General features: G+C 42.3%; 17 protein-coding genes. 3 read left to right on the top strand and 14 right to left on the bottom strand.

Annotated features, from left to right (window positions below):
* Window positions 1-2: 2 nt before the first annotated feature.
* The 6 genes from ABD010_RS02050 to ABD010_RS02075 form a co-directional block, all read right to left on the bottom strand.
* Window positions 3-1484: a tripartite tricarboxylate transporter permease gene (locus tag ABD010_RS02050; RefSeq protein WP_343809827.1), complete on the bottom strand. Its 1482-nt coding sequence runs from the start codon at window positions 1482-1484 to the stop codon at window positions 3-5.
* 20 nt (window positions 1485-1504) lie between these two features.
* Window positions 1505-1954 (bottom strand): tripartite tricarboxylate transporter TctB family protein, encoded by a 450-nt coding sequence (locus ABD010_RS02055; protein WP_343809829.1) that lies wholly within the window; start codon window positions 1952-1954, stop codon window positions 1505-1507.
* 54 nt (window positions 1955-2008) lie between these two features.
* Window positions 2009-3019, bottom strand: a complete 1011-nt coding sequence (locus ABD010_RS02060) for a tripartite tricarboxylate transporter substrate binding protein (protein WP_343809831.1) — start codon at window positions 3017-3019, stop codon at window positions 2009-2011.
* Between the two features lie 269 nt (window positions 3020-3288).
* Window positions 3289-3975 (bottom strand): response regulator, encoded by a 687-nt coding sequence (locus tag ABD010_RS02065; protein WP_343809833.1) that lies wholly within the window; start codon window positions 3973-3975, stop codon window positions 3289-3291.
* A 17-nt stretch (window positions 3976-3992) separates the two neighbouring features.
* Window positions 3993-5594 (bottom strand): ATP-binding protein, encoded by a 1602-nt coding sequence (locus ABD010_RS02070; protein ID WP_343809834.1) that lies wholly within the window; start codon window positions 5592-5594, stop codon window positions 3993-3995.
* 199 nt (window positions 5595-5793) lie between these two features.
* A complete protein-coding gene (locus tag ABD010_RS02075) occupies window positions 5794-7380 on the bottom strand; it encodes a Na+/H+ antiporter NhaC family protein (protein WP_343809835.1) in 1587 nt (528 codons plus the stop codon).
* Window positions 7381-8119: 739 nt separating this feature from the next.
* Here ABD010_RS02075 and ABD010_RS18285 point away from each other — a divergent pair.
* Window positions 8120-8287, top strand: a complete 168-nt coding sequence (locus ABD010_RS18285) for a putative holin-like toxin (protein ID WP_390350884.1) — start codon at window positions 8120-8122, stop codon at window positions 8285-8287.
* 307 nt (window positions 8288-8594) lie between these two features.
* On the opposite strand, the gene ABD010_RS02080 is transcribed toward ABD010_RS18285, so the two are convergent.
* Complete coding sequence (locus ABD010_RS02080; protein WP_343809836.1) at window positions 8595-10778, bottom strand: malate synthase G; 2184 nt, start codon at window positions 10776-10778, stop codon at window positions 8595-8597.
* Between the two features lie 156 nt (window positions 10779-10934).
* Between ABD010_RS02080 and ABD010_RS02085 the strand changes: the two genes are divergently transcribed.
* Window positions 10935-11825: a LysR family transcriptional regulator gene (locus ABD010_RS02085; RefSeq protein ID WP_343809837.1), complete on the top strand. Its 891-nt coding sequence runs from the start codon at window positions 10935-10937 to the stop codon at window positions 11823-11825.
* 544 nt (window positions 11826-12369) lie between these two features.
* Here the strand turns inward: ABD010_RS02085 and ABD010_RS02090 are convergent.
* The 7 genes from ABD010_RS02090 to ABD010_RS02120 form a co-directional block, all read right to left on the bottom strand.
* Window positions 12370-13221: a fumarylacetoacetate hydrolase family protein gene (locus tag ABD010_RS02090; protein WP_343809838.1), complete on the bottom strand. Its 852-nt coding sequence runs from the start codon at window positions 13219-13221 to the stop codon at window positions 12370-12372.
* A gap of 184 nt (window positions 13222-13405) precedes the next feature.
* Window positions 13406-13936: a chromate transporter gene (locus ABD010_RS02095; RefSeq protein ID WP_390350885.1), complete on the bottom strand. Its 531-nt coding sequence runs from the start codon at window positions 13934-13936 to the stop codon at window positions 13406-13408.
* Window positions 13933-14505, bottom strand: coding sequence for a chromate transporter (locus ABD010_RS02100; RefSeq protein WP_343809839.1), 573 nt, complete (start codon window positions 14503-14505; stop codon window positions 13933-13935). Before ABD010_RS02100 ends, ABD010_RS02095 begins: the two co-directional genes overlap by 4 nt.
* A 15-nt stretch (window positions 14506-14520) precedes the next feature.
* Window positions 14521-16134: a gamma-glutamyltransferase family protein gene (locus tag ABD010_RS02105; RefSeq protein WP_343809840.1), complete on the bottom strand. Its 1614-nt coding sequence runs from the start codon at window positions 16132-16134 to the stop codon at window positions 14521-14523.
* Window positions 16135-16155: 21 nt separating this feature from the next.
* Window positions 16156-17349 (bottom strand): L-2-hydroxyglutarate oxidase, encoded by a 1194-nt coding sequence (gene lhgO / locus ABD010_RS02110; protein WP_343809841.1) that lies wholly within the window; start codon window positions 17347-17349, stop codon window positions 16156-16158.
* 16 nt (window positions 17350-17365) lie between these two features.
* Complete coding sequence (locus ABD010_RS02115) at window positions 17366-18655, bottom strand: Nramp family divalent metal transporter (protein WP_343809842.1); 1290 nt, start codon at window positions 18653-18655, stop codon at window positions 17366-17368.
* A gap of 28 nt (window positions 18656-18683) precedes the next feature.
* Window positions 18684-19379 (bottom strand): FadR/GntR family transcriptional regulator, encoded by a 696-nt coding sequence (locus ABD010_RS02120; RefSeq protein WP_343809843.1) that lies wholly within the window; start codon window positions 19377-19379, stop codon window positions 18684-18686.
* A 252-nt stretch (window positions 19380-19631) separates the two neighbouring features.
* Here ABD010_RS02120 and ABD010_RS02125 point away from each other — a divergent pair, with 252 nt between their 5' ends.
* Window positions 19632-20858: a DUF819 family protein gene (locus ABD010_RS02125; RefSeq protein ID WP_343809844.1), complete on the top strand. Its 1227-nt coding sequence runs from the start codon at window positions 19632-19634 to the stop codon at window positions 20856-20858.
* The last annotated feature ends 118 nt before the right edge of the window (window positions 20859-20976 follow it).

Below are 20976 nucleotides of genomic sequence, written 5' to 3' on the forward strand. Positions count from 1 at the left end.
TTTTATTTTTTAGCTCTATTATTTTGGATGAGCGGAACAACAAACGACAGAAGCGCCAATGCCAGCATACATGCTGCAATAGGGCTTGTTACAAAAATTGAAAAATTCCCATTTGAAATTGTCAACGACTGTCTGAATGCCTGTTCCATCATGCCTCCTAATATAAAAGCCAGCAATAATGGGGCTGCAGGGAAACGAACTAGACGCATGACATATCCAATAATTCCAAAGGCTAAAAGCAGGTATAAGTCAAATGTGCTGAAACTGATTGCATAGACACCTATGATACAAAACACAATGACTAGTGAGATCAACAACGGTCTTGGAACAAGCAATATTCTTGAAAGGTATGGTATCAATGGAAGATTCAATACTAGCAGAAAGATATTTCCTAGATACATACTTGCAATCACACCCCAAAAAACATCCGGGTGATCCGTCATCAATAGCGGTCCAGGCTGAATACCAAGTACGATTAATGCACCAAGCATTACCGCAGTAGTTCCTGAACCAGGAATACCAAGACTCAACAACGGCACAAATGCACCGTTGTTCGCAGCGTTGTTCGCTGTTTCAGGTGCAGCTACACCTCGAATAGAACCTTTACCAAACTGCTCCGGCTTTTTGGAAACTTTTTTCTCCGTAATGTACCCCAAAAATGAGGAGATTGTTCCACCTGCTCCTGGCAAAACACCGACCAAAAACCCTAGAACCGATTGCCGTCCCATCGTTGGTGCTAATTCCTTATATTCTTTCTTGGAAAGCTTCAAGCTCCCTACATTGTGCATATCGTCCATTTTTTGTTTTCTGCCTAACACAAGTGTTGTGACTTCTGCTAAGGCGAACAATCCCAAAGCTATAACCAAAAAGTCAATCCCTTCCAATAAATGAGGGTTTCCAAATGTAAAGCGCATCGTCCCGGTCTGTGAATCAATTCCGATGGTAGCAATCATTAAACCAATTACCCCGGAAATGAGTGCTTTAATTGTAGATCCATCTGCCAAACTGGAAATGGCTGTTATCCCCAGGAGCATTAGTGCAAAGTATTCTGGTGGTCCAAATGACACCGCAACCTTAGATAATAACGGAGCAAAAAATGTCAAAAACAGTATACTGATAGTCCCACCAACAAATGAGCCAATAGCTGCTATAGCAAGCGCCTTTCCAGCCTCTCCTCGCTTTGCCATTGGATAGCCATCAAATGTTGTAGCTACAGCTTCAGAAACCCCTGGTGCGTTAAGTAATATTGACGAAGCTGCCCCGCCATAGGCCGCACCATAATACACCCCTGCCATTAATAGCAGAGCAATTGCAGGGTTCATCCCGTATGTAATTGGAATCATAACTGCAATCGCGGTGATTGGCCCAAGCCCTGGAATCATTCCGATAATTGTGCCAACTGTAACCCCAATTAATACAAACATAATCCCTTCGAAACTCAGCGCAACCTCAAATCCTTGGGCCAGTCCTTGAAATACATCCATGTTGTGTTAACCTCCCTTAATTAAAACGGCAATATCCCCGTAGGCAATTGTACTTGAAGAAACGAATCGAATAGTAAATAGATGAGGATTGGCATTGTTAACGATACAATCCCATTGACAATGTGTTTCCTGTATCCCAGAAACAGCGAACAAAGAAACAAAAACAGAACCGTCATAACAATAAATCCGATAATTTCCAAAAGAAAGATGTACAGAATAATAAATGCAACTACCCCGAGTACAACCGGCAGTTCTTTTTTAGGTATTTTATCAGCCTCATTTGGTTCCTGATCCTTCGTAAAGAAAAGAGCCACTGCCAGCGCAAAAAGTATAAACCCGAGTCCAATTGGCACCATATCTGAATCCACAGGTACATATGCATACGCTGGAAGATTAAAACTGAGTATCAGATAAAATACTGCAATTAGCATCAAAATGAACGATACTTTCTTATTTGTTGTACTGAACACATTTACACCACCTTATTTAAAAGAGCCAATGCGAACATTGGCTCCTCCTTGCATTTATTTCGCGAGTCCGAGTTCATCCAAAAGTCCTTTAATTTCTTTCTTTTCTTTGTCAAGGAATTTTTTATATTCCTCACTGTCCATATACATTTCAGTCCATCCATATTTATTTCTTACTTCGGCAAAAGCATCAGATTCGCTTAGTTCTTTAAATTTCGTTTCATAATACTTTACTGCGGCTGGATCCATATCCGGAGGTCCAAAAAATCCGCGCCAGTTAACAAATGTTGCGTCGATTCCCTGTTCCTTTGCTGTCGGGAATGTTGACAACACTTCACCGTCAAGCCGCTCTTCAGCAGTAATACCAAGAACTTTAATTTTTCCGGCTTTTACCTGCTCCACCGTCTCGGCAATACCAGTTGAATATACATCTACACTTCCATTTAACAGCGACGTCAAAGCTCCGCCATCCTGGTCGGAAACGTATTTAATTTTTGTAATATCAACGCCCGCAGCCTTGGCAATCTTTACAAATTGAATATGGTCCATGCTTCCTGGCGCTGATGCCCCAACTACCGTAATGCTTGATGGATCCTTTCTCATGTCCGCAAACAGTTCATTCAGATTATCCCATTTAGCATCCGCTTTTACTGCAAACGCACCGTAGTCAGCAATCATATTGGAAAGCGGCGTGAAATCCTCATGCCCATACTGTGACTGACCGTTTAACGGGACGAGCAGTATTGGTGGTGATGATACGAACAAATTGTGTGGATTGTTTTTCGACATTACATATGACCAGCCTACTGCACCACCGCCACCTGGCTTGTTTACCACGCCAATGTCCTGCTCGATAATGCCTGTCTCACCAAACATTTTAGCTGTCATACGTGCTGTAGTATCCCATCCACCACCAGCACCGGCTGGAGCAACAATTTCTATCGATTTTTCAGGCTCCCAACTGTCAGCCCCATCGCTGGATCCACTAGCTTTGTCACTGCCTCCAGAGCAGGCTGTTGCAAAAATCATGACAAAGATAAGTACAGTCGCTAATAATAATTTCTTCAATGTAAATCCCCCTTGTTTAAATATTAGGTATTATTTCAACCTTGTGTATTACTATAATTCAGAATTATACGCCTGTAACCGTTTTCAAAATAAAGCATAAAAACAATTTTATGTATATTTTGTTCATTTTGTTTACGCAATCTGAAAATGATTCATTAGAAAACTTGGTTGTCACAAAGCCTTTAGGTGACAGCCTTAGTTGCACTTATGCAGTAAGAAAGGATTTTATACTTTCTTACTGCGAACATAAAAGACATCTTAACGTATTGTTAAGATGTCTTTTTAACAATTATATATTTCCGCTCGGGACGTCCGACAATTCCATATTCCAGTTCTGCCTTCACTTCCCCGACTGAAATCAAATATTCCAGATACCGTCTTGCAGTCGTTCTGGAAGCACCTATCTTTTTGCCCATTTCTTCTGCTGTTATTCCGGTACTCGTTTGATGCATAATTTCCCGGATATTTTTCAATGTTAATGGATCGATTCCTTTTGGGGTTGTCTTTTCAGTTTGATCATTTTGTTCAGTGTGACCAAAATACGCATCCAAAAATGACTGATCAATTTCCTGCTTGTCATCAAACGTTTTCTTCGTTCGTTTATAACGTTCAATGGTGGCGATAAAACGTTTCATTTCGACAGGTTTGATAACATAATCAAAAATTCCGCTTTTAATGGATTCTTCCACCATCTGTTTTTCCGTAGCAGCCGAGATCATGATAATATCCAAACCTGGATTCATGATCCTCATCTCACTAATCAATTCAGTCCCAAGCATGTCCGGCATATAAATATCCAATAATACCAAATCAACCTTTTTATCTCTGATTAATTGTATCGTATCACTACCGTTCAAAGCTTTGCCGACAAGATTTATTCCCGGAATCTCAGACAGGAACTTTTCGTGTATACCTGCTACACGAAAATCATCTTCAGCAATAACGACAGAAATCATTGTATCCCCCCTGAAAATCATGCATATTTATTTTCATCCCATTGTATATCTTTCGGCAGGAATACGGAAAAGACCGCACCCCCATTTTCCTGATTATGAACCTCAACGTAGCCCTTAAGTTCCGCAACGGTCTCTTTCACCGTGGATAATCCGTAGCCTCTTCCGGAAAGTTGTTTGCTAGAAAACCCTTTTCGGAATATTCCATCCACAGCATCATTTTTTATACCGGTTCCACTGTCGGAAATATCAAATACAATATCCGAACCAAGATCCGTCGCAAAAAACACAACTTGCTTGTGTTCCTGGGTTTCCACCGCCTCTATTGCATTATCAATCAAATTCCCAAGGATCATAATAAGCTGTGACATCCCAATATGACTAGGAATCGGTTGAAGAGAACTGTTGGAGTCAATTACCAAGTCAACCTTTTTCTCCGAAGCTTTTCCCATTTTACCAAGCAGAACAGCCTGAACCGTCCGATCTTTTATTTGTCCCATGAGAACTTTATTCTGTTTGCTGTGGATTTCAGACTCAGAGTGTATCAGTTTAATAGCTTCATTATAATGACCAAGCTGCAGCAAGCCTGATAAGACATACAATTTATTCGTAAATTCATGTGTTTGCGCCCGCAAATCCTCGGAATACCTTCTAACTTCCGAAAGTGTATTCAGCATTTCATTTACTTCTGTTTTATCCCTGAACGTTGCAACAACGCCCACTACTTCGTCAGCCTTAATAACTGGTGTGCGGTTCACAATTACATTGCGGTTACGAAAAATCATTTCTCTATTGGTGTCGTTCACTCCGGAATTTAAAACGTTGTACATCTCCGTGTTCGGTAAAACAGCTTCAATTTTTTTGCCTGTACACTCCTCTGGTAATCCAAGAATCCGTTGTGCAGAATGATTAATCATAGTAATTCTTCCATCATTATCGATTGCAATGATGCCCTCAGTAATCGATAGCAAAATCGCCTGTCGTTCACGATAAAGTGAAGCAATTTGATGTGGTTCCAAACCTAAAATATCTTTCCGGATATTCCGGGAAAGCAAGACCCCTCCCGCAACTCCCAAAAGAACAATAATGACGGCAAATCCACTTACCTTGACAAGCTTATCCCAAATAACGGACTTGACATCTTCAATCATAAAACCTACCGACACAATCCCGATAATGTTTCCCTCATCATTAAAAATGGGGGCTTTTCCACGTAACGATGGTCCAAGACTCCCCACAGCCTTTGACGTATAATATTCACCCTGGATAAGTGCCTGGCCATTATCTCCCCCAACCATGTGCCTGCCTATTTTGTATGATTCCGGGTGTGAGTACCTGATACCGTTCGCATTGCCAACTACTATAAATTCAGCCCCAACCTCTTTCCGTATCGTTTCGGCAATAGGTTGAATGACCTTCGAAGGCTCTTCCATTTCAAACGCTTCAATTACCGAGGGAATAAACGAGACTGTCGTCGCAACTTGAAGTGCACGATGCCCCATATTCTTTTCCGTCTGCTGCATTTCCATATATGCAATAATACAAGTGAAAGCCAATGTAATAAACAAAATAAGTGAAATAATTAACGTCAGTATCTTTGTCTGCATGGAAACTTTCATCATAGCTGCCCAATCCCCTTCTAAGAACGCTAACAATATTATAACAAATCAAACAATTAGTTGGTGAACAGATTTTTTGCAACTATTTCTCTTTTCTCTACAATCGAATCCCCCCACAAAAAAGTGGCGCCTCCAGCAATGAATGCGGAAGACACCACTTTGTCAGTTTCAAATACGATTTATAGGGTAAGAAAGGCAGCTTTTAGGAAGATGCTTCAGATGATTCCGGGTTCGTGTTGGATTCCTTCGCCCCATCCGGTATTGCCTTTCCCCAAAACTTGTTACCAAGAAATGCAAGTAATACAAGGATGACAGCACCCGTGATCAGACCTGCCCACCAGGATCCGCTCAGACCGGCGACAACGAATGCGATCAGCCCGCTCACACCTGCAGTGATGGCATATGGTATTTGTGTGTTCACATGGTCAATATGGTCACTGGCTGAACCGGCTGAGGATAATATTGTCGTATCGGAAATCGGGGAACAGTGGTCTCCGAAAATGCCGCCACTGAATACGGCTGCGATTATCATTGCCATCGAAATATCCATAGATGCGGCAAGCGGTATGGCGATGGGCATAAGAATCGCAAACGTTCCGTAAGATGTTCCGGTTGTAAACGCGATTAACGCACCAATCAAAAATATAAAAACAGGAATAAATATCGGAGAGACATTTGCATTTGTCAGCCCTTCCACAACAAAGGAAGCAGTACCAAGCTTGTCGGTGATACTTCCGATTGACCATGCCAATGCCAAAATAATGTACACTATCGTCATACTTTTGAATCCTTTTACAATCATATCCATTGACTCTTTAAAACTGAACAATTTCTGCTGCATTCCCATTGCAAGGGCAACGATAGTGGCTGTGAAAGCTGCAATCAAAATGGACATGCCGCCTTTGGATTCGCTGATCGCAGTCATAAAGTCATTTTCCGGATAACCGCCAGTCCATAAAAATAACGGCGGAATCATCCCAACGAGCACCACCAGCGGTATAACCATATTCCGCATTTTTGGTGTATAACCCTCTGAGACCTCCACTTCCTCTAATGCATCATCAGACGGTGGCTGTGCACCATCCCTAATGACCTTTCCAGTTGTTCTGGCCCGATACTCAGCTTGAGCCATTGGTCCGAAATCCCACTTTTTGAATGCGATGAGACCAACCATCAGAATTGCCAGGATCGCATAATAATTAAACGGGATCGTCGACAAATAGGTTATATACTCGGACTCAGAAATTCCCAGTTTGGAAAACTCCACCCCAATCAATCCCATTACAAAAACCACCCATGTCGATACAGGACCCAGCAAACACATTGGTGCGGAGGTCGAATCAACAACATAAGCAAGTTTCTCACGCGACACACGCATTTTGTCGGTAACTGAACGCATGACACTTCCGACTGTCAGCGCATTAAAATAATCCTCGAAAAAAATAATGATACCGAACAGCATTGTTGAACCCTGTGCACCTCTGTCAGTCTTAACTTTCTTAGAAATGGCATGGGCAATGGCATGCGCACCGCCAGTTTTTTGCAGTGCCATAATCAAAACCCCAAAAATTCCGCAATACGCCAGTACTGTCATCGCCCAAGGATCCCCGAGACTCGGAATAATGAACTCATTAAAGCTGGCATAAATCCCTGCAAACGGGTTCCAGCCATGCATCATCGTTGCCCCTAGCCATACACCCGCAAATAACGCAGGAATAACGTTACGGGTTACGATTGCCAGTACAATCGCAAGTAGCGGCGGTAACAGTGACAGAATACCAAACTCCATCCAAAACACCCCTCTCCATTTAATGGACTATGACATTTGGCAGTTCACATATGTGTATACACCATCCTCCAAACACCAAAAGTCACAATTTATAAAACTTTCATTACATTGTATTCGACAAAAGAGGGTGTATGTCCTTCTATTTATAAAAATTAATTTATCAACAAAAGACACCAAACCCGGCATATGTAACTACAAAGCATTCGACAAAATTCGGGTGTGACAGGCACTTGTTAAACCAGTATAATTATCAACAAATGAATCTGTGAAAATGGTGGTTATAAAAGTTGAGGAGGAAATGCGGATATGGTAAATTTTTATGGTCAAACCCCAAACCCTGAACAGCTTACTTTTGATGATTTATTGCAGGGACCGGAGCACGAAAATGCGGAAAAAAAGGAACATCGGGAATAGTAATTGGACAAAGAACCAGCAAAGAACAACTTTTCCAATTCAGTTAGTAATTGATTTTAATGAATTTATGTATTAATGTGGAACAGAATCAATTTCCCATAACACCAACGATGGGCTATATTTCCAAAAAACATCTTCCCACTATTAATGAGCAATTATCCGTACATACTGAGCCGGCTGCTCCCCAGCTTATCGAGCGACACGGGAAAGGCCCGGAACAATATTTTTTTAATGAGGCTGAGGATTGAAGTTTATTAGTCAAATAGCTTGCTAAAGGAAAATTAAAAAAGTTCTTTAAACTGTTCAGGCAAGTGATAACGGAAATATGCGAAATCGTGTTTTCCATAATGGAGGTCGGCGCATTCCTGTCGGTTGTAGTGTCTTGCGATACGCTATAACGGAAGGGGATGATGCCTTGTCTATTTTTGAAACAATGGTTCTAATGATCGCTTTTGCAACACTCGTTGTAACGATTATAGACCATAAGAAATAGACCTCCCTGAGTTTTAGCAAACGGATGAAGCCTGTTTCTTACTCGCGCTGACCCCTCTTGAAGGGGAGCGATTAATTGCTGACCGGAGATATTGCCGTATCTTCGGTCTTTTATTAGTTTATGTCTTATTCCTGTTTCTATGTTTATTAGAACACGAAAAAATGGTTTGCAAACAAAAAAATAATTGTTTTTGTTAGCTCTCATACAACGCAGCTCTCAGTTAAGCGAAATTGTATAAAAAGTTCATATAATCCAATTTTTATGAAGCATTAGTGCATAATAGGGATATCTATCCCCCCTTGTCCCGTTATGTTGGTTTTACCATTCCATACTTCTCTTTTGCCTCCAAACGGCGTCGGTGAAGGATTGGTTCCGTATAGCCGCTTGGTTGTTCTTTTCCTTTGAAAACAAGATCACAAGCTGCCTGAAATGCGACCGAATCACCGAAATCAGGAGCCATTGGACGGTAATTTTCATCCCCGGCATTTTGTCCGTCAACAATTTTTGCCATGCGTTTCAGTGTGTCCATCATTTGTGCTTCTGTGCAAATACCATGGTACAGCCAATTTGCCAGCATTTGACTGGAAATACGCAATGTTGCCCGGTCTTCCATCAGTGCTATATCATTAATATCAGGAACTTTAGAACAACCAACACCTTGCTCAACCCAGCGAACAACATAACCAAGCAAGGTTTGCGCACTGTTATCTAGCTCCTCCTGAACTTTTTCAGTGGTCCAGTCCGTGTTTTCCGCGATTGGAATTTGTAAAATATCATTCTGGTACGTCGTTTGCTCTTTGGCGAGTTCTGCTTGCACCTGTCTGACATCAACTTCATGATAGTGAAGTGCATGCAATGTTGCAGCTGTCGGTGACGGAACCCAGGCTGTATTCCCGCCTGCTTTTAAATGACCTGCTTTTTGCTCAAGCATATCAGCCATCAAATCCGGCATGGCCCACATCCCTTTTCCAATCTGCGCTTTTCCTTTCAAACCGGCATCTAGACCGATACGTACATTATTTTTCTCATAACCATCCAGCCAGGTGGATGCTTTCATTTCACCTTTACGGATCATTGGACCTGCTTCCATTGATGTATGAATCTCATCACCTGTTCGATCCAAAAAGCCAGTGTTAATGAAAACGATTCGTTCCTTCACTTCCTGAATGCAATTTTTCAGGTTCAAACTTGTGCGCCGCTCTTCATCCATCAGACCAATTTTTAGTGTATTCCGCTTCATATCAAGCATATCTTCTACACGATCAAACAATTCATTCGCAAAAGCCGCCTCTTCCGACCCATGCATTTTCGGTTTAACGATATAGATAGAACCTTTTTGTGAATTCTGGTATGGCCCATTACCCAAAAGACCGTGTTTGGCCATTAAACTTGTCAGCACACCGTCCATTATGCCCTCTGGAATTTCCTCTCCATTTGCATCGAGAATCGAATTGTTCGTCATTAAGTGGCCAACATTCCGGACAAACATCAGCACACGGCCGGTTAGTGCAACTTCTTCACCATTTGGTCCTGTGTATTGTCGGTCAGGGTTTAAGGTTCGCTTTATTTCTTTGCCATCTTTCGTAAATACGGATGTTAAATCACCCCTGTTCAGCCCCAGCCAATTTCGGTAAATAAGTGTTTTATCTTCAGCATCCACTGCTGCAACGGAATCCTCACAGTCCATAATACTGGAAGTTGCAGATTCCAAATAAATATCCTTTACACCTGCTTCATCCGTTTTTCCTATCGGGTGATTATGGTCGATTTGAATTTCTATGTGCAATCCATTATTTTTGAGCAGGACAACACTTGGCTCTTCCGTTTTCCCTTGGTAGCCGGCAAATTTTGAAGCATCCTTCAAGCCGGTTGTTTCACCGTTTTTTAGGGTTACTGTTAATTTACTGTTCACAATAGCATAGTTTGCTGCTTGTGTATGTGAAGATGTTTGAAGTGGTACATGTTCATCAAGGAAGTTTTTGGCGAACGCAACCACTTTTTCACCGCGAACGGGATTGTAGGAACCTGTTTTCCTAGCACCACCTTCTTCACTGATGACATCCGTGCCATATAATGCATCATAAAGTGAACCCCAGCGTGCATTAGCGGCATTGAGGGCATATCGGGAATTATCGATCGGAACAACAAGCTGTGGCCCCGCTTGGAGCGTAATGACATCATCGACATCCGCTGTCGTTATAGCAAAATCATCCACCTCAGGCTCCAGGTAGCCGATATTTTCCAAAAATGCCTTATACGTAGCAAAATCAAACGTATTATTTTCTTTATGCCATGTATCAATTTGCTTTTGAAGATTAGCACGTTTTTCCAGCAATGCTTTATTTTTCGGCGCTAAATCTGCAACAAGCTTGCCAAAATCCGCCCAAAACGTTTCATTGTCAAGCCCTGTTTCCGGGAGCGCTTCCGAATTAACAAAATCATAAAGCTCTTTTGCAATTTGAAGATTGCCTGCCTTCACGTAATCTGACATTCCTATTCCTCCCTTTCCTTCATCTACTTACCATTTTACTATCAGCAGTGAAATAACTGAAATACAAGTTTTGCATGTATCCTATTCCTTTTAGCTATACCATTTAGTATAATAGGGCACAATTACACATTTACGGTTTTTGAAAGGATGCCGATAATGGATATAAGGCAGATTGAATATTTTGCAGAGGTTGCAAGACAACTGAATTTCACACGGGCAGCTTCGATTCTTCACATTTCCCAGCCGTCATTAAGCAAAACAATGAAAAATCTGGAGGATGAGCTCGGTGTCACGCTTTTTTACAGGGGGACCAAACAATTGGCATTAACGGATGCCGGGCAAGCATTTTTAGTCAATGCAAAAAATGTTCTGGATGCGTTTGAAAATTTAACAACGGAATTAAATGATGTGATTGATTTAAAAAGAGGGGAAATTAAAATTGGAATTCCACCAATTATAGGTGCTGTATTTTTTTCCAAATTAATCAGCAGGTATAAAGAAGCCTATCCATCCATTAATATTTTGTTAACCGAGGTTGGGACAAATAAAATTAAAACCGGAGTCAGCGAGGGAGAGCTTGATATTGGGCTGATTTGTAATTTGCCCGTTCCACAAGAAAACTTTGAGACAATTAAACTTTTAAAAGACCCGTTAATGCTTATCGTTCATAAAGATGACCCGTTAGCACGAAAAAAAACAATCGACTTTTCAGATATTCGAAAAGAGCCGTTTATATTATACCGGCACGATTTCTCCCTTCATGACAAGATTGTCCAGGAATGTGATAAACACGGGTTTTCCCCGAATATCGTCTGTGAAAGCTCACAGAAAGACTTTATGATAGAAATGGTTGAAGCAAAACTGGGCGTAGCCTTATTACCAAGTAAAATCTGTGAACGCATTACCAATGAACAAATCATAGCCATTCCTTTTAACAAGCCTGCCGTTAACCTGGAATTAGGCATGATCTGGAAAAAGGACAGATACCTGCCTTTTGCGGTTCGTGAATTTATTGAGATGTCGGGGGAGGGGGCAGAGATGAAGTGACCTTAACTCATCAGTCGATCCTATGTTACACAAAATTTCCCCATCGTCCCTTGCAATAAGGAAGGGAAAATCACAGGGAGAACCAGGTATTGAAAAGATTTTCTTCGTATGAACCAGCCTCCTTTTCAAGAGTCTTTTCTCAAAATGGAAAGTGTTACTAAGGAAATATCAAGTGCAACATGCCCAAATTATAGCATACACCTCGCCTTTAAGTTGAATACCTTGCCATTTTTGTATAAATACATTATAATATGAATAAGATATGGTAGGAGAGGAATTAACCTCTCCTTTGGGAACATTAGAGTCTCTTCCTTCTGCGAAAAGGAGCGACTCTTCTTCTTTTTCTCAAATGCAACAAGGTAACTGACAAATTAATTACGGCAACAGCCATGTTGATAATCGAGGTAAAAAGAAATACCCAACTTTCCATATCCATTCACCTCCCTTCGTTAGGGAGTGCCTTTATTACAACATACTCTTTTGGAAAAACACTTCTTTTTATCGTCTTTTAAACCATTCAACGAATTATCTTCAGCTAAAACTATTAACCTTTCAACACATTACTAAGTTTCCCAATCCCCTCTATTTCAACTGTTACTTGATCGCCATCCCGCAACCAAACTTGTTCGGACTCATCATATCCCAAAATAACGCCTTCAGGGGTCCCAGTCAAAATGACATCACCCGGTTTCAATGTCATGTACTGTGAAATGTAGCTGATCAGTTTCCTGCACGAAAATATCATATCTCTTGTGTTAGATTTTTGCCGTACTTCCCCATTAACTGTACAGCTGATTTCCAAAGCATTCGGATCCTCAATTTCATCTGCCGTAACTAAATGAGGCCCAATTGGGCAAAACCCATCCAGGCTTTTTCCCAGCAGCCATTGACCGGTCCTGAACTGCAGATCTCTTGCACTCAAATCATTTGCGGCGCAATACCCAAACACATAATCAAGTGCATCCTGCTCTGTCACATCTTTTGCCTCTTTACCAATTACAATGGCTAGTTCAGCCTCATAATCTATTTTTTCTGCAACACTGGGCAGCTTGATCGTACAGCCGTCTCCTGACAATGCATTTTGGAATTTATTAAATAAAATGGGAAATTTAGGGATATCAGAGCCCGTTTCCTCCGCGTGCTTGCCATAGTTTTTACCAATGCAGATGATTTTCTCTGGATTGTCGATACAAGAGCCTATATTGAGTGAATCCTCTTCCTTTATAAAATCCTTCGCTTGTTCAACTGTGTCACATAAATCCTGGACCGAATATTTTTGAATTAGTTCTTGTACACTTGATACATCGGACAAATACGCTGTTAAGTCCAATATGCCGTTTTCGGTTTTTACCCCTGGGCGATTGCCCTCATCTGTTCGTATGGTTATAAGTTTCATTGAAATTATCTCTCCTTTTAATAATCTATAATCCAATATTACTTATTTCGACATAGCGCAAAACAATCCTACTCGAGTAGCCTAAACGCAGGAAAAATATTTATCCCCAAAAACTCATACAGATTATTCAACAAAATTCGGGTGGGGACAGGCACCTGTCGAACAGTCACTTGTCGAATAATCTTCACAAAAAGAACCCGCCATAAACAAGTGCACCGGCAATCACAAATGCCGGGTGGATTTTAACCTGCTCAAGCAGAACGTAACCCCCTCCTATCAGCAGAGCTGTCTGCCAGATGCCGATTCCATCATATGATTCCACAAAAAAATCCCATGCCATAAGACCGAGCAGTATAGCGATGACCGGGCGTACATACATGGTCAATCGTTGAACCTTTGGGGAATCTTTGTATTTGTAGAGTATACCCAATAGCGCAATCATCAACATCAGCGACGGAGCAACCGTTGCGAATACACCAATAATTGCTCCTGGTATTCCTCCAACTTCATACCCTATGTACCCTGCCATTTTGGTTGAAATCGGTCCGGGAAGTGCATTTCCTAGGGCAAGTACCTCACTGAATTCCTGGATGGACATCCATCCATACCGGTCTACCACTTCATTTTCCACCAATGGAATCGAAGCTGGTCCGCCACCATAACCGAGAATCCCAGGAATGAAAAAGGCTAAGAAAATATGCCAATAAAGAATCATGATCCCGCCCCTCTCCTTGATTTTTCATCGTCACCGCTTTTATCCTTCTGCACCAAAGCCAGAATTAACAGCACACCAATGACAATTCCTGGATGGACCCCGAGCTGCAGGACAATCAGAATAATGACCGACATAATGATCGTTTTTAACCACCCAAGACCCTTGCCCGCTTTATTCAAGAATTGCCAGGTGAGAACTGCCAGCATTACCCCGACAACCGGAATAACGGCAGCAGTCATCCCATTTACCCAGTCAAAGTCTTTAAATGAAGATAAGGTCGTTAACAGTATCACCATCAGCAAAATAGTCGGGAGAATCGAGGCGATCACGGCATTTAGCATCCCGAGAAAACCCGACTCCCGGTGCCCGATATATCCCGCCATTTTTGTAATGATCGGCCCCGGCAACGTGTTACATAGCGCCAATATATCACCAAATTCTTCATCTGTTACCCAATTATATTTTTTCACCGTTTCGACATGGATCAGCGGAATCGAGCCAGGCCCACCGCCATATCCAAGCATACCTACTCTAAAAAAGGCAATAAATAAATCCCATTGTGTTTTCATCGTTACACCACCTGTCTACCGGCTTGCAATCGCTCCGTCCGTTCTTGACTCGGTACCACCAATTAACACACCAGTTTCCGGGTCTCTTAAAATTATCTGTCCGCGCCCAAAGCTGTTCGGCTCAATCTGAATATGAACGTCGTGCCCTTTGTCAGCGAGGCTTTGTGCAAGATGATGTGGAAACCGGTTTTCCACTTCAATCACTTTGTCCTTGATCCACTGCCACCTTGGTGCATCAAGCGCTGCCTGCGGATTCAAATGAAAATCAATCATGTTCATGACAACCTGAACATGACCCTGTGGTTGCATATAGCCACCCATGACACCGAACGGGCCAATTGGACTGTCATCTTTGGTTATAAACCCTGGAATGATGGTGTGATATGTTCTTTTACCGCCTTTTAAAGCATTAACATGGTCAGGGTTCAATGAAAATTCACTACCGCGATTTTGCAGGGCAATTCCCGTACCCGGAACAACCAGTCCAGAGCCAAATCCTTTATAATTACTTTGAATAAAGGAAACCATATTACCGTCATTATCGGCAGTCGCCAGATACACCGTCCCACTCAAAGAAGGTTCACCAGCTTTTGGCTGCATTGCTGTCTCACCAATCTCGTTTCGGCGCAGCTCACCATATGCATCTGATAAAATAGCCTCTGATGTATAACGCATATCTTTTTCTTCCGTCACATGTTCATATCCATCGGTAAACGCCAGCTTCATCGCTTCAAATTGTTTATGATACGTATCCACTGCATCTCTTTCGCCAAACTGAAAACCTTTTAAAATATTAAGTGCCTGCAGTGCGATAATCCCTTGTCCGTTTGGAGGTATTTCCCAGACATCATATCCCCGGTAGTTAACCGCAATTGGCTTGACCCATTCCGGCTTATAATCAGCAAGATCATCAGTAGTCAGATAGCCCCCGGTGTCCCTGGCAAAAGACGCAATTTTTTCCGCCAGCGTACCACGGTAAAATGATTCAGCATTTGTTTCCGCAATTGAACGCAGTGTGTCCGCGTGATCCAGGGATGACCATATCTCGCCAACCTGTGGTGCTCTTCCTTTTGGTGCAAACGTCTCAAACCAATTGGAAAAAATGGAATCCGTTAACTCCTCACGAAATGTATCATACGCCTTTTTCCAAAACTTGCCCAGTGTAGGCGAAACAGGGAAACCTTCGTCCGCATAGGTAATGGCGGACTCCATTACCTTGGTTAATGGCAGCTTCCCAAACCTTTGGGAAAGTTCTGCCCACGCCCCGGGCGCACCAGGCACCGTAACTGGCAGCCAACCATACTGGGGCATTTCCGTATACCCTGCTTGTTTAACGTCATCAATCGAAATATCTTCAGGTGACCTTCCACTCGCATTCAAGCCATGCAGCTCATCATTGATCCAAACCAGTGCAAATGCGTCGCCGCCAATCCCGTTCGATGTTGGCTCGACAACAGTAAGACATGCAGCAGTAGCAATTGCCGCATCCACCGCATTGCCGCCTTTTTTTAAAATATCCAATCCAGCTTGAGCCGCTAATGGCTGAGAAGTTGCAACCATGCCCTTATTTGCGTAAGTTGCATTTCGGTTAACCGGATATGGATGAGCCTGATGGGTAAAAGAATTCATTTTAGCAACTCTCCCTGTTCATTATTTTTGCTGATCCATCATTTGAACAACCTTCTTTCCGATTTCTATACTGGCCGTTGCCGCCGGAGATGGGGCATTGCAAACATGCAATGCCCGTCTGTCATGAATAATCGCAAAATCATCAAGTAAATTACCTTCCTGATCCAGAGCCTGTGCACGCACACCTGCCTTTGCCGGAACCAGATCATCTGCATCAATGTCCGGAATGAAGCGCTGAACCTCTTTCACAAAAGCTTTTTTACTGTACGATCGAATCATTTCCTTTAAACCTTCCGTCAAGTTTCCACCAGCAAGCTTACGAAATCCTGGGTATGTCAATCCTTCCAAAAAATCTTTCCATTGAAAATCAGATTTTTTATAACCCTCGCGCCTGAAACTATATACAGCGTTCGGACCCACAAGTATCCGGCCATCTATCATTCTCGTAAAATGAACACCGAGAAACGGAAAATCCGGATTCGGAACCGGATAAATAAGGTTTTTAACCAAATACCGTTTCTCCGGTTTCAATTCATAATACTCCCCGCGGAACGGAACAATTTTCAAGTCCGGCATAATGTTTGCCATTTTGGCGATCCGGTCACTGAATAACCCGGCACAATTAATAAGAAAGCGACTATCAAAAGCACCCTTATTTGTTGTAATTGTAACATGCTCCTGTTCAAAGGAGATATCCTGAACCTCTGTATCCAACGAAATACTCCCACCATTTTCTATAAAGATAGCACTGAATTGTTGCGAAACTTGCCTGTAATCCACAATCCCCGTACTCGGAACTTTAATGGCAGCAATACCATTGACATGTGGTTCAACTCGCCGCAATTCTTCTGTTGATATTCTTTCAACTGCGAGTTGGTTTTCCAATCCCCGTTGATATAAATCTTCCAATAAGGAAACTTCCTCTTCGCTTGTCGCAACAATAACTTTTCCTGAAACATCATAGGGTATATCATGTTCCCTGCAAAAATCTACCAATTGTTTATTTCCTTTTCGCGCCAGTTCAGCCTTTAGACTGCCAGGTTTATAGTATATTCCCGAATGAATAACACCACTATTTCTCCCTGTCTGGTGAAGCGATACCCCGGACTCTTTTTCCAAAATAACAACAGACGCATCCGGATGCTGTTTTGTGAGTTCCATCCCAACTGACAGACCGATAATTCCTCCACCAATAATTGCATAATCATACGTCAAAAATGTTCACTCCCAATTAAAACATGTCGATTAATTCAATAAGGCCGAGATAGGTAAATAGCAGAACACAGGCAGTTAATACGGTATTCGCCAGCCACCCATTTTTGAAGTCTTTATCCACTGCTTTTGAATTCAGCAGCCACAGCAGCGTAATTGCCAAAAACGGCATAAACAATGCTCCAAGCGCTCCATATAAAATAACGATAAACACCGGTTTACCAAAGAACAAAATAAGCATTGGCGGAAACGTCAGCCACAGCAAGTACGCCCTGTAGGCCGGGTCTTTCTCGGAAACCGGCTTCCCCGGACGTCTACCTTTTGCCTTAACAATCCGAACAAAATCTGCAAATAAATACGGAACACCATTCCAAACACCGAGCAGCGATGAAAATGCCGCCGACCATGCCCCAATCAAAAACATCCAGCGTGCAAATGTTCCAAATTCCTCAGCAAATAAATTGGAAAGTGTTACTAAACCTTCTTCGCCGTTGATTTCAATACCGGTTCCATACAAAAATTCAGCTCCAACAATCAATAATGATACCGTGAAAATTGCTGTAATCACATAACCTGTAGCGGTATCCAGTTTCATCATTGGAATCCAACGTTTCCCCTCCCATTTCTTTTCTCGTACCCAGTAACCATAGGCAGCCATTGTAATCGTACCACCGACTCCACCAAGCAATCCCATAACCAGCAGCAAGGAACTGTCGCCTGTACGTGGTACCAATCCACTTAAAATATTTCCGACTTCCGGCATGATAATGACTGCCGATCCAACAACCGTTACAAACATAATACCAATCATGATCGTCATAATGTTTTCAAACAACTTATATTTTCCTGTCAACACCAAAGCCATCCCAGCGAGGCCATGGATAATTGCCCATGCCCATAACGGCATAATCGGAAACATCGTTACCATCATAATGGCACTTGTCGACATAGCTGCCGCGCCATAACTAAAACCCCACAAAACCGAATAAACGCCGAAATACCCGGTTGCCCACTTACCAAGTGAATGCCAACCTTCCAGAATGGTCCGGCCTGTCGCAAGCTGCCATCTTCCCATCCCTTCCGTAAAAAAATACTTAAAAATAGCCCCAACTATAATAGCCCACATAAGTGTGATACCCAAACCTGCCCCAGCCACAAGTGCGGCTATTAAGTCACCCGTTCCGACACCGGTAGCAGCGGTCACGAATCCAGGACCAACCGTTTTTAACTTTCCTTTAAATGTACGCGGGGGAGTCGGTGCCTCCGGAGAAGTTGTTTGTTGATAAGTAACCCCTTGTTCTGAACTCATAAAACGTACGCCTCCTCTTTAAAAATAATTACAAATAGCGCTCCTTGACGTTATGAAGGTGAGTACTCATGGATTCCCTGGCCTTGAGTGCATCACCTGCCTTTATCGCGTCATAAATATTCCGGTGTTCCTCCAAAACGGTCCGACTGTTATTTGGCTGACTCAATGTATTGGACCGACTTTCTTTTAACCCTGCCAATACTTGGTCGGACAGCATATACATGACTTTCTCAATAACTGAATTACCAGCCGCCCTGGCAATCGCCATATGGAAAGTCAAGTCCTCTTCCGCAGCAATATTGCCTTGCAAAACAGCAATTTCCAATTCATGCAATGCATCGTATATTGCTTGAAGATCCTGATCTGAACCTCGAATCGCTGCATAATAAGTCGCATCCCGTTCAATGGCGAGTCTAAGTTCCATCAACTCCACGATATCAACGGTAACACCGCGGATAACCGCGTTCATTTTGGCAATGAGGTCTTCTTTCGTATTTTTCCGGAGATATACCCCACTGCCATGCTTAATCTCTACAACACCCGCAGCTTCCAAAACACTGAATGCCTCTTTAACCGATGTTCTGGAAACAGACAGTTCATCCGCTAAGTATCTTTCGGAAGGCAGCTTTTCACCATGCACCAATTCCTCCTTCTCCATTCCTGACTTAATTTGCTCCACAATCGCGTGATAGACCCTTTTTTTCTTGACCGGCAACCGTTTCATAGCATGCAATCCTTTCATACAGCAAAGTGGACAAGTGGATGGTCCAATTTGCTGTATTATAATATAAAAGCGTTTTCAATAAAATAGGGATAACAGATTATTTTAAATGCTTATAAAAGTCAAAAGTCTCTGGTAGAATATTAGAAAACACGGTATTCGCCTTGTCTTATAGCGAGTGCCGGAGTTTTTCTTATAAGGTCAACCTTCACTTATACTTTCTGACTTATAAATAAATGTACAGGGGTGAATATCATGGAAACATCATTAATATCTCCGGACAACACATGGGCACTATGGACTTTCCTAACAGGGTGGGCAGCAGTGAGTATCTATTTGGAACAGAAATATACATGGGCATCCAAAGTTTCCGGGGCCATTATTGCGCTGATAGGTGCGATGGTGCTGGCAAATTTAAATGTCATTCCGCTTGAGTCGAGTGTTTATGATGCAGTTTGGAGCTACGTGGTACCACTGGCGATTCCACTATTATTATTTCAAGCAAACATCAAGAAAATCTGGCAGGAAAGTGGTCGGATGCTGACAATCTTCTTATTAAGTGCTGCTGGAACGGTTGCAGGTACGATTCTATCATTCGTGTTATTAAAAGATGCTATACCACATCTGGATAAAATCGGTGCCATGATGTCGGCATCCTACACAGGAGGCGGGGTCAATTTTGCCGCGATGGCCGCCAAATTTGAAACACCTGGTGAGCTGGTATCCGCCACGGTAGTTGCCGATAATATGATGATGGCAACTTTCTTTTTTGTGTTAATGGCTATTCCTACATTTAATTTTTTTCGAAACATGTTTCGGACACCGCATATTGATGAGGTTGAGTCGGGAGCGTCCAGTAATGAAGATGAAACACAGGCAGCATCATTCTGGAAACGGAAAGAGATTTCCCTGAAAGACATCGCGTTAAGTGTTGCATCTGCATTCGCACTTGTCACCATATCCTTTCACCTTGCCGATTTCTTTGCTGGAACCATTCCAAATGGTGAAAATGTAAATGTATTTTATCAAATTCTGGGCGGAATCATTGGTGACCGCTATCTCATGCTGACAACACTAACGGTTCTTGCCGTAATTCTGATGCCAAATTATTTTGAAAACATCCAAGGAACACAGGAAATCGGAACATTTCTGATTTATTTGTTCTTTGTTGTGATTGGTGTACCGGCATCTATTGCTCTAGTGGTTACAACCTCGCCGCTGCTGCTTGTATTTGTATTAATCATTGTCTTGATGAATCTATTATTCTCACTTGTCCTGGGAAAACTGTTCAAATTCAACTTGGAGGAGGTCCTGCTCGCCAGCAACGCAAATCTCGGAGGTCCAACAACTGCCGCCGCAATGGCAATAGCGAAAGGATGGAACAAATTGATAGTGCCGATCCTGCTTGTAGGAACCCTTGGGTATATTGTTGGAAACTATATTGGGACCGGGCTTGGATATTGGTTTGGTGCGTTTATGTGAGGTGGATTAATTGCTTATAAAAACTATAAGACCCACATCACAGTGGATGTGGATCTTATAGTTTACAAGTTTTTAAGTAGTAATCTTAGAAAACCTGGTTGTCACCAAGCTATTAGGT

This window comes from Virgibacillus siamensis, assembly GCF_039522605.1.
In the GTDB taxonomy this organism is placed as follows: domain Bacteria; phylum Bacillota; class Bacilli; order Bacillales; family Amphibacillaceae; genus Lentibacillus; species Lentibacillus siamensis.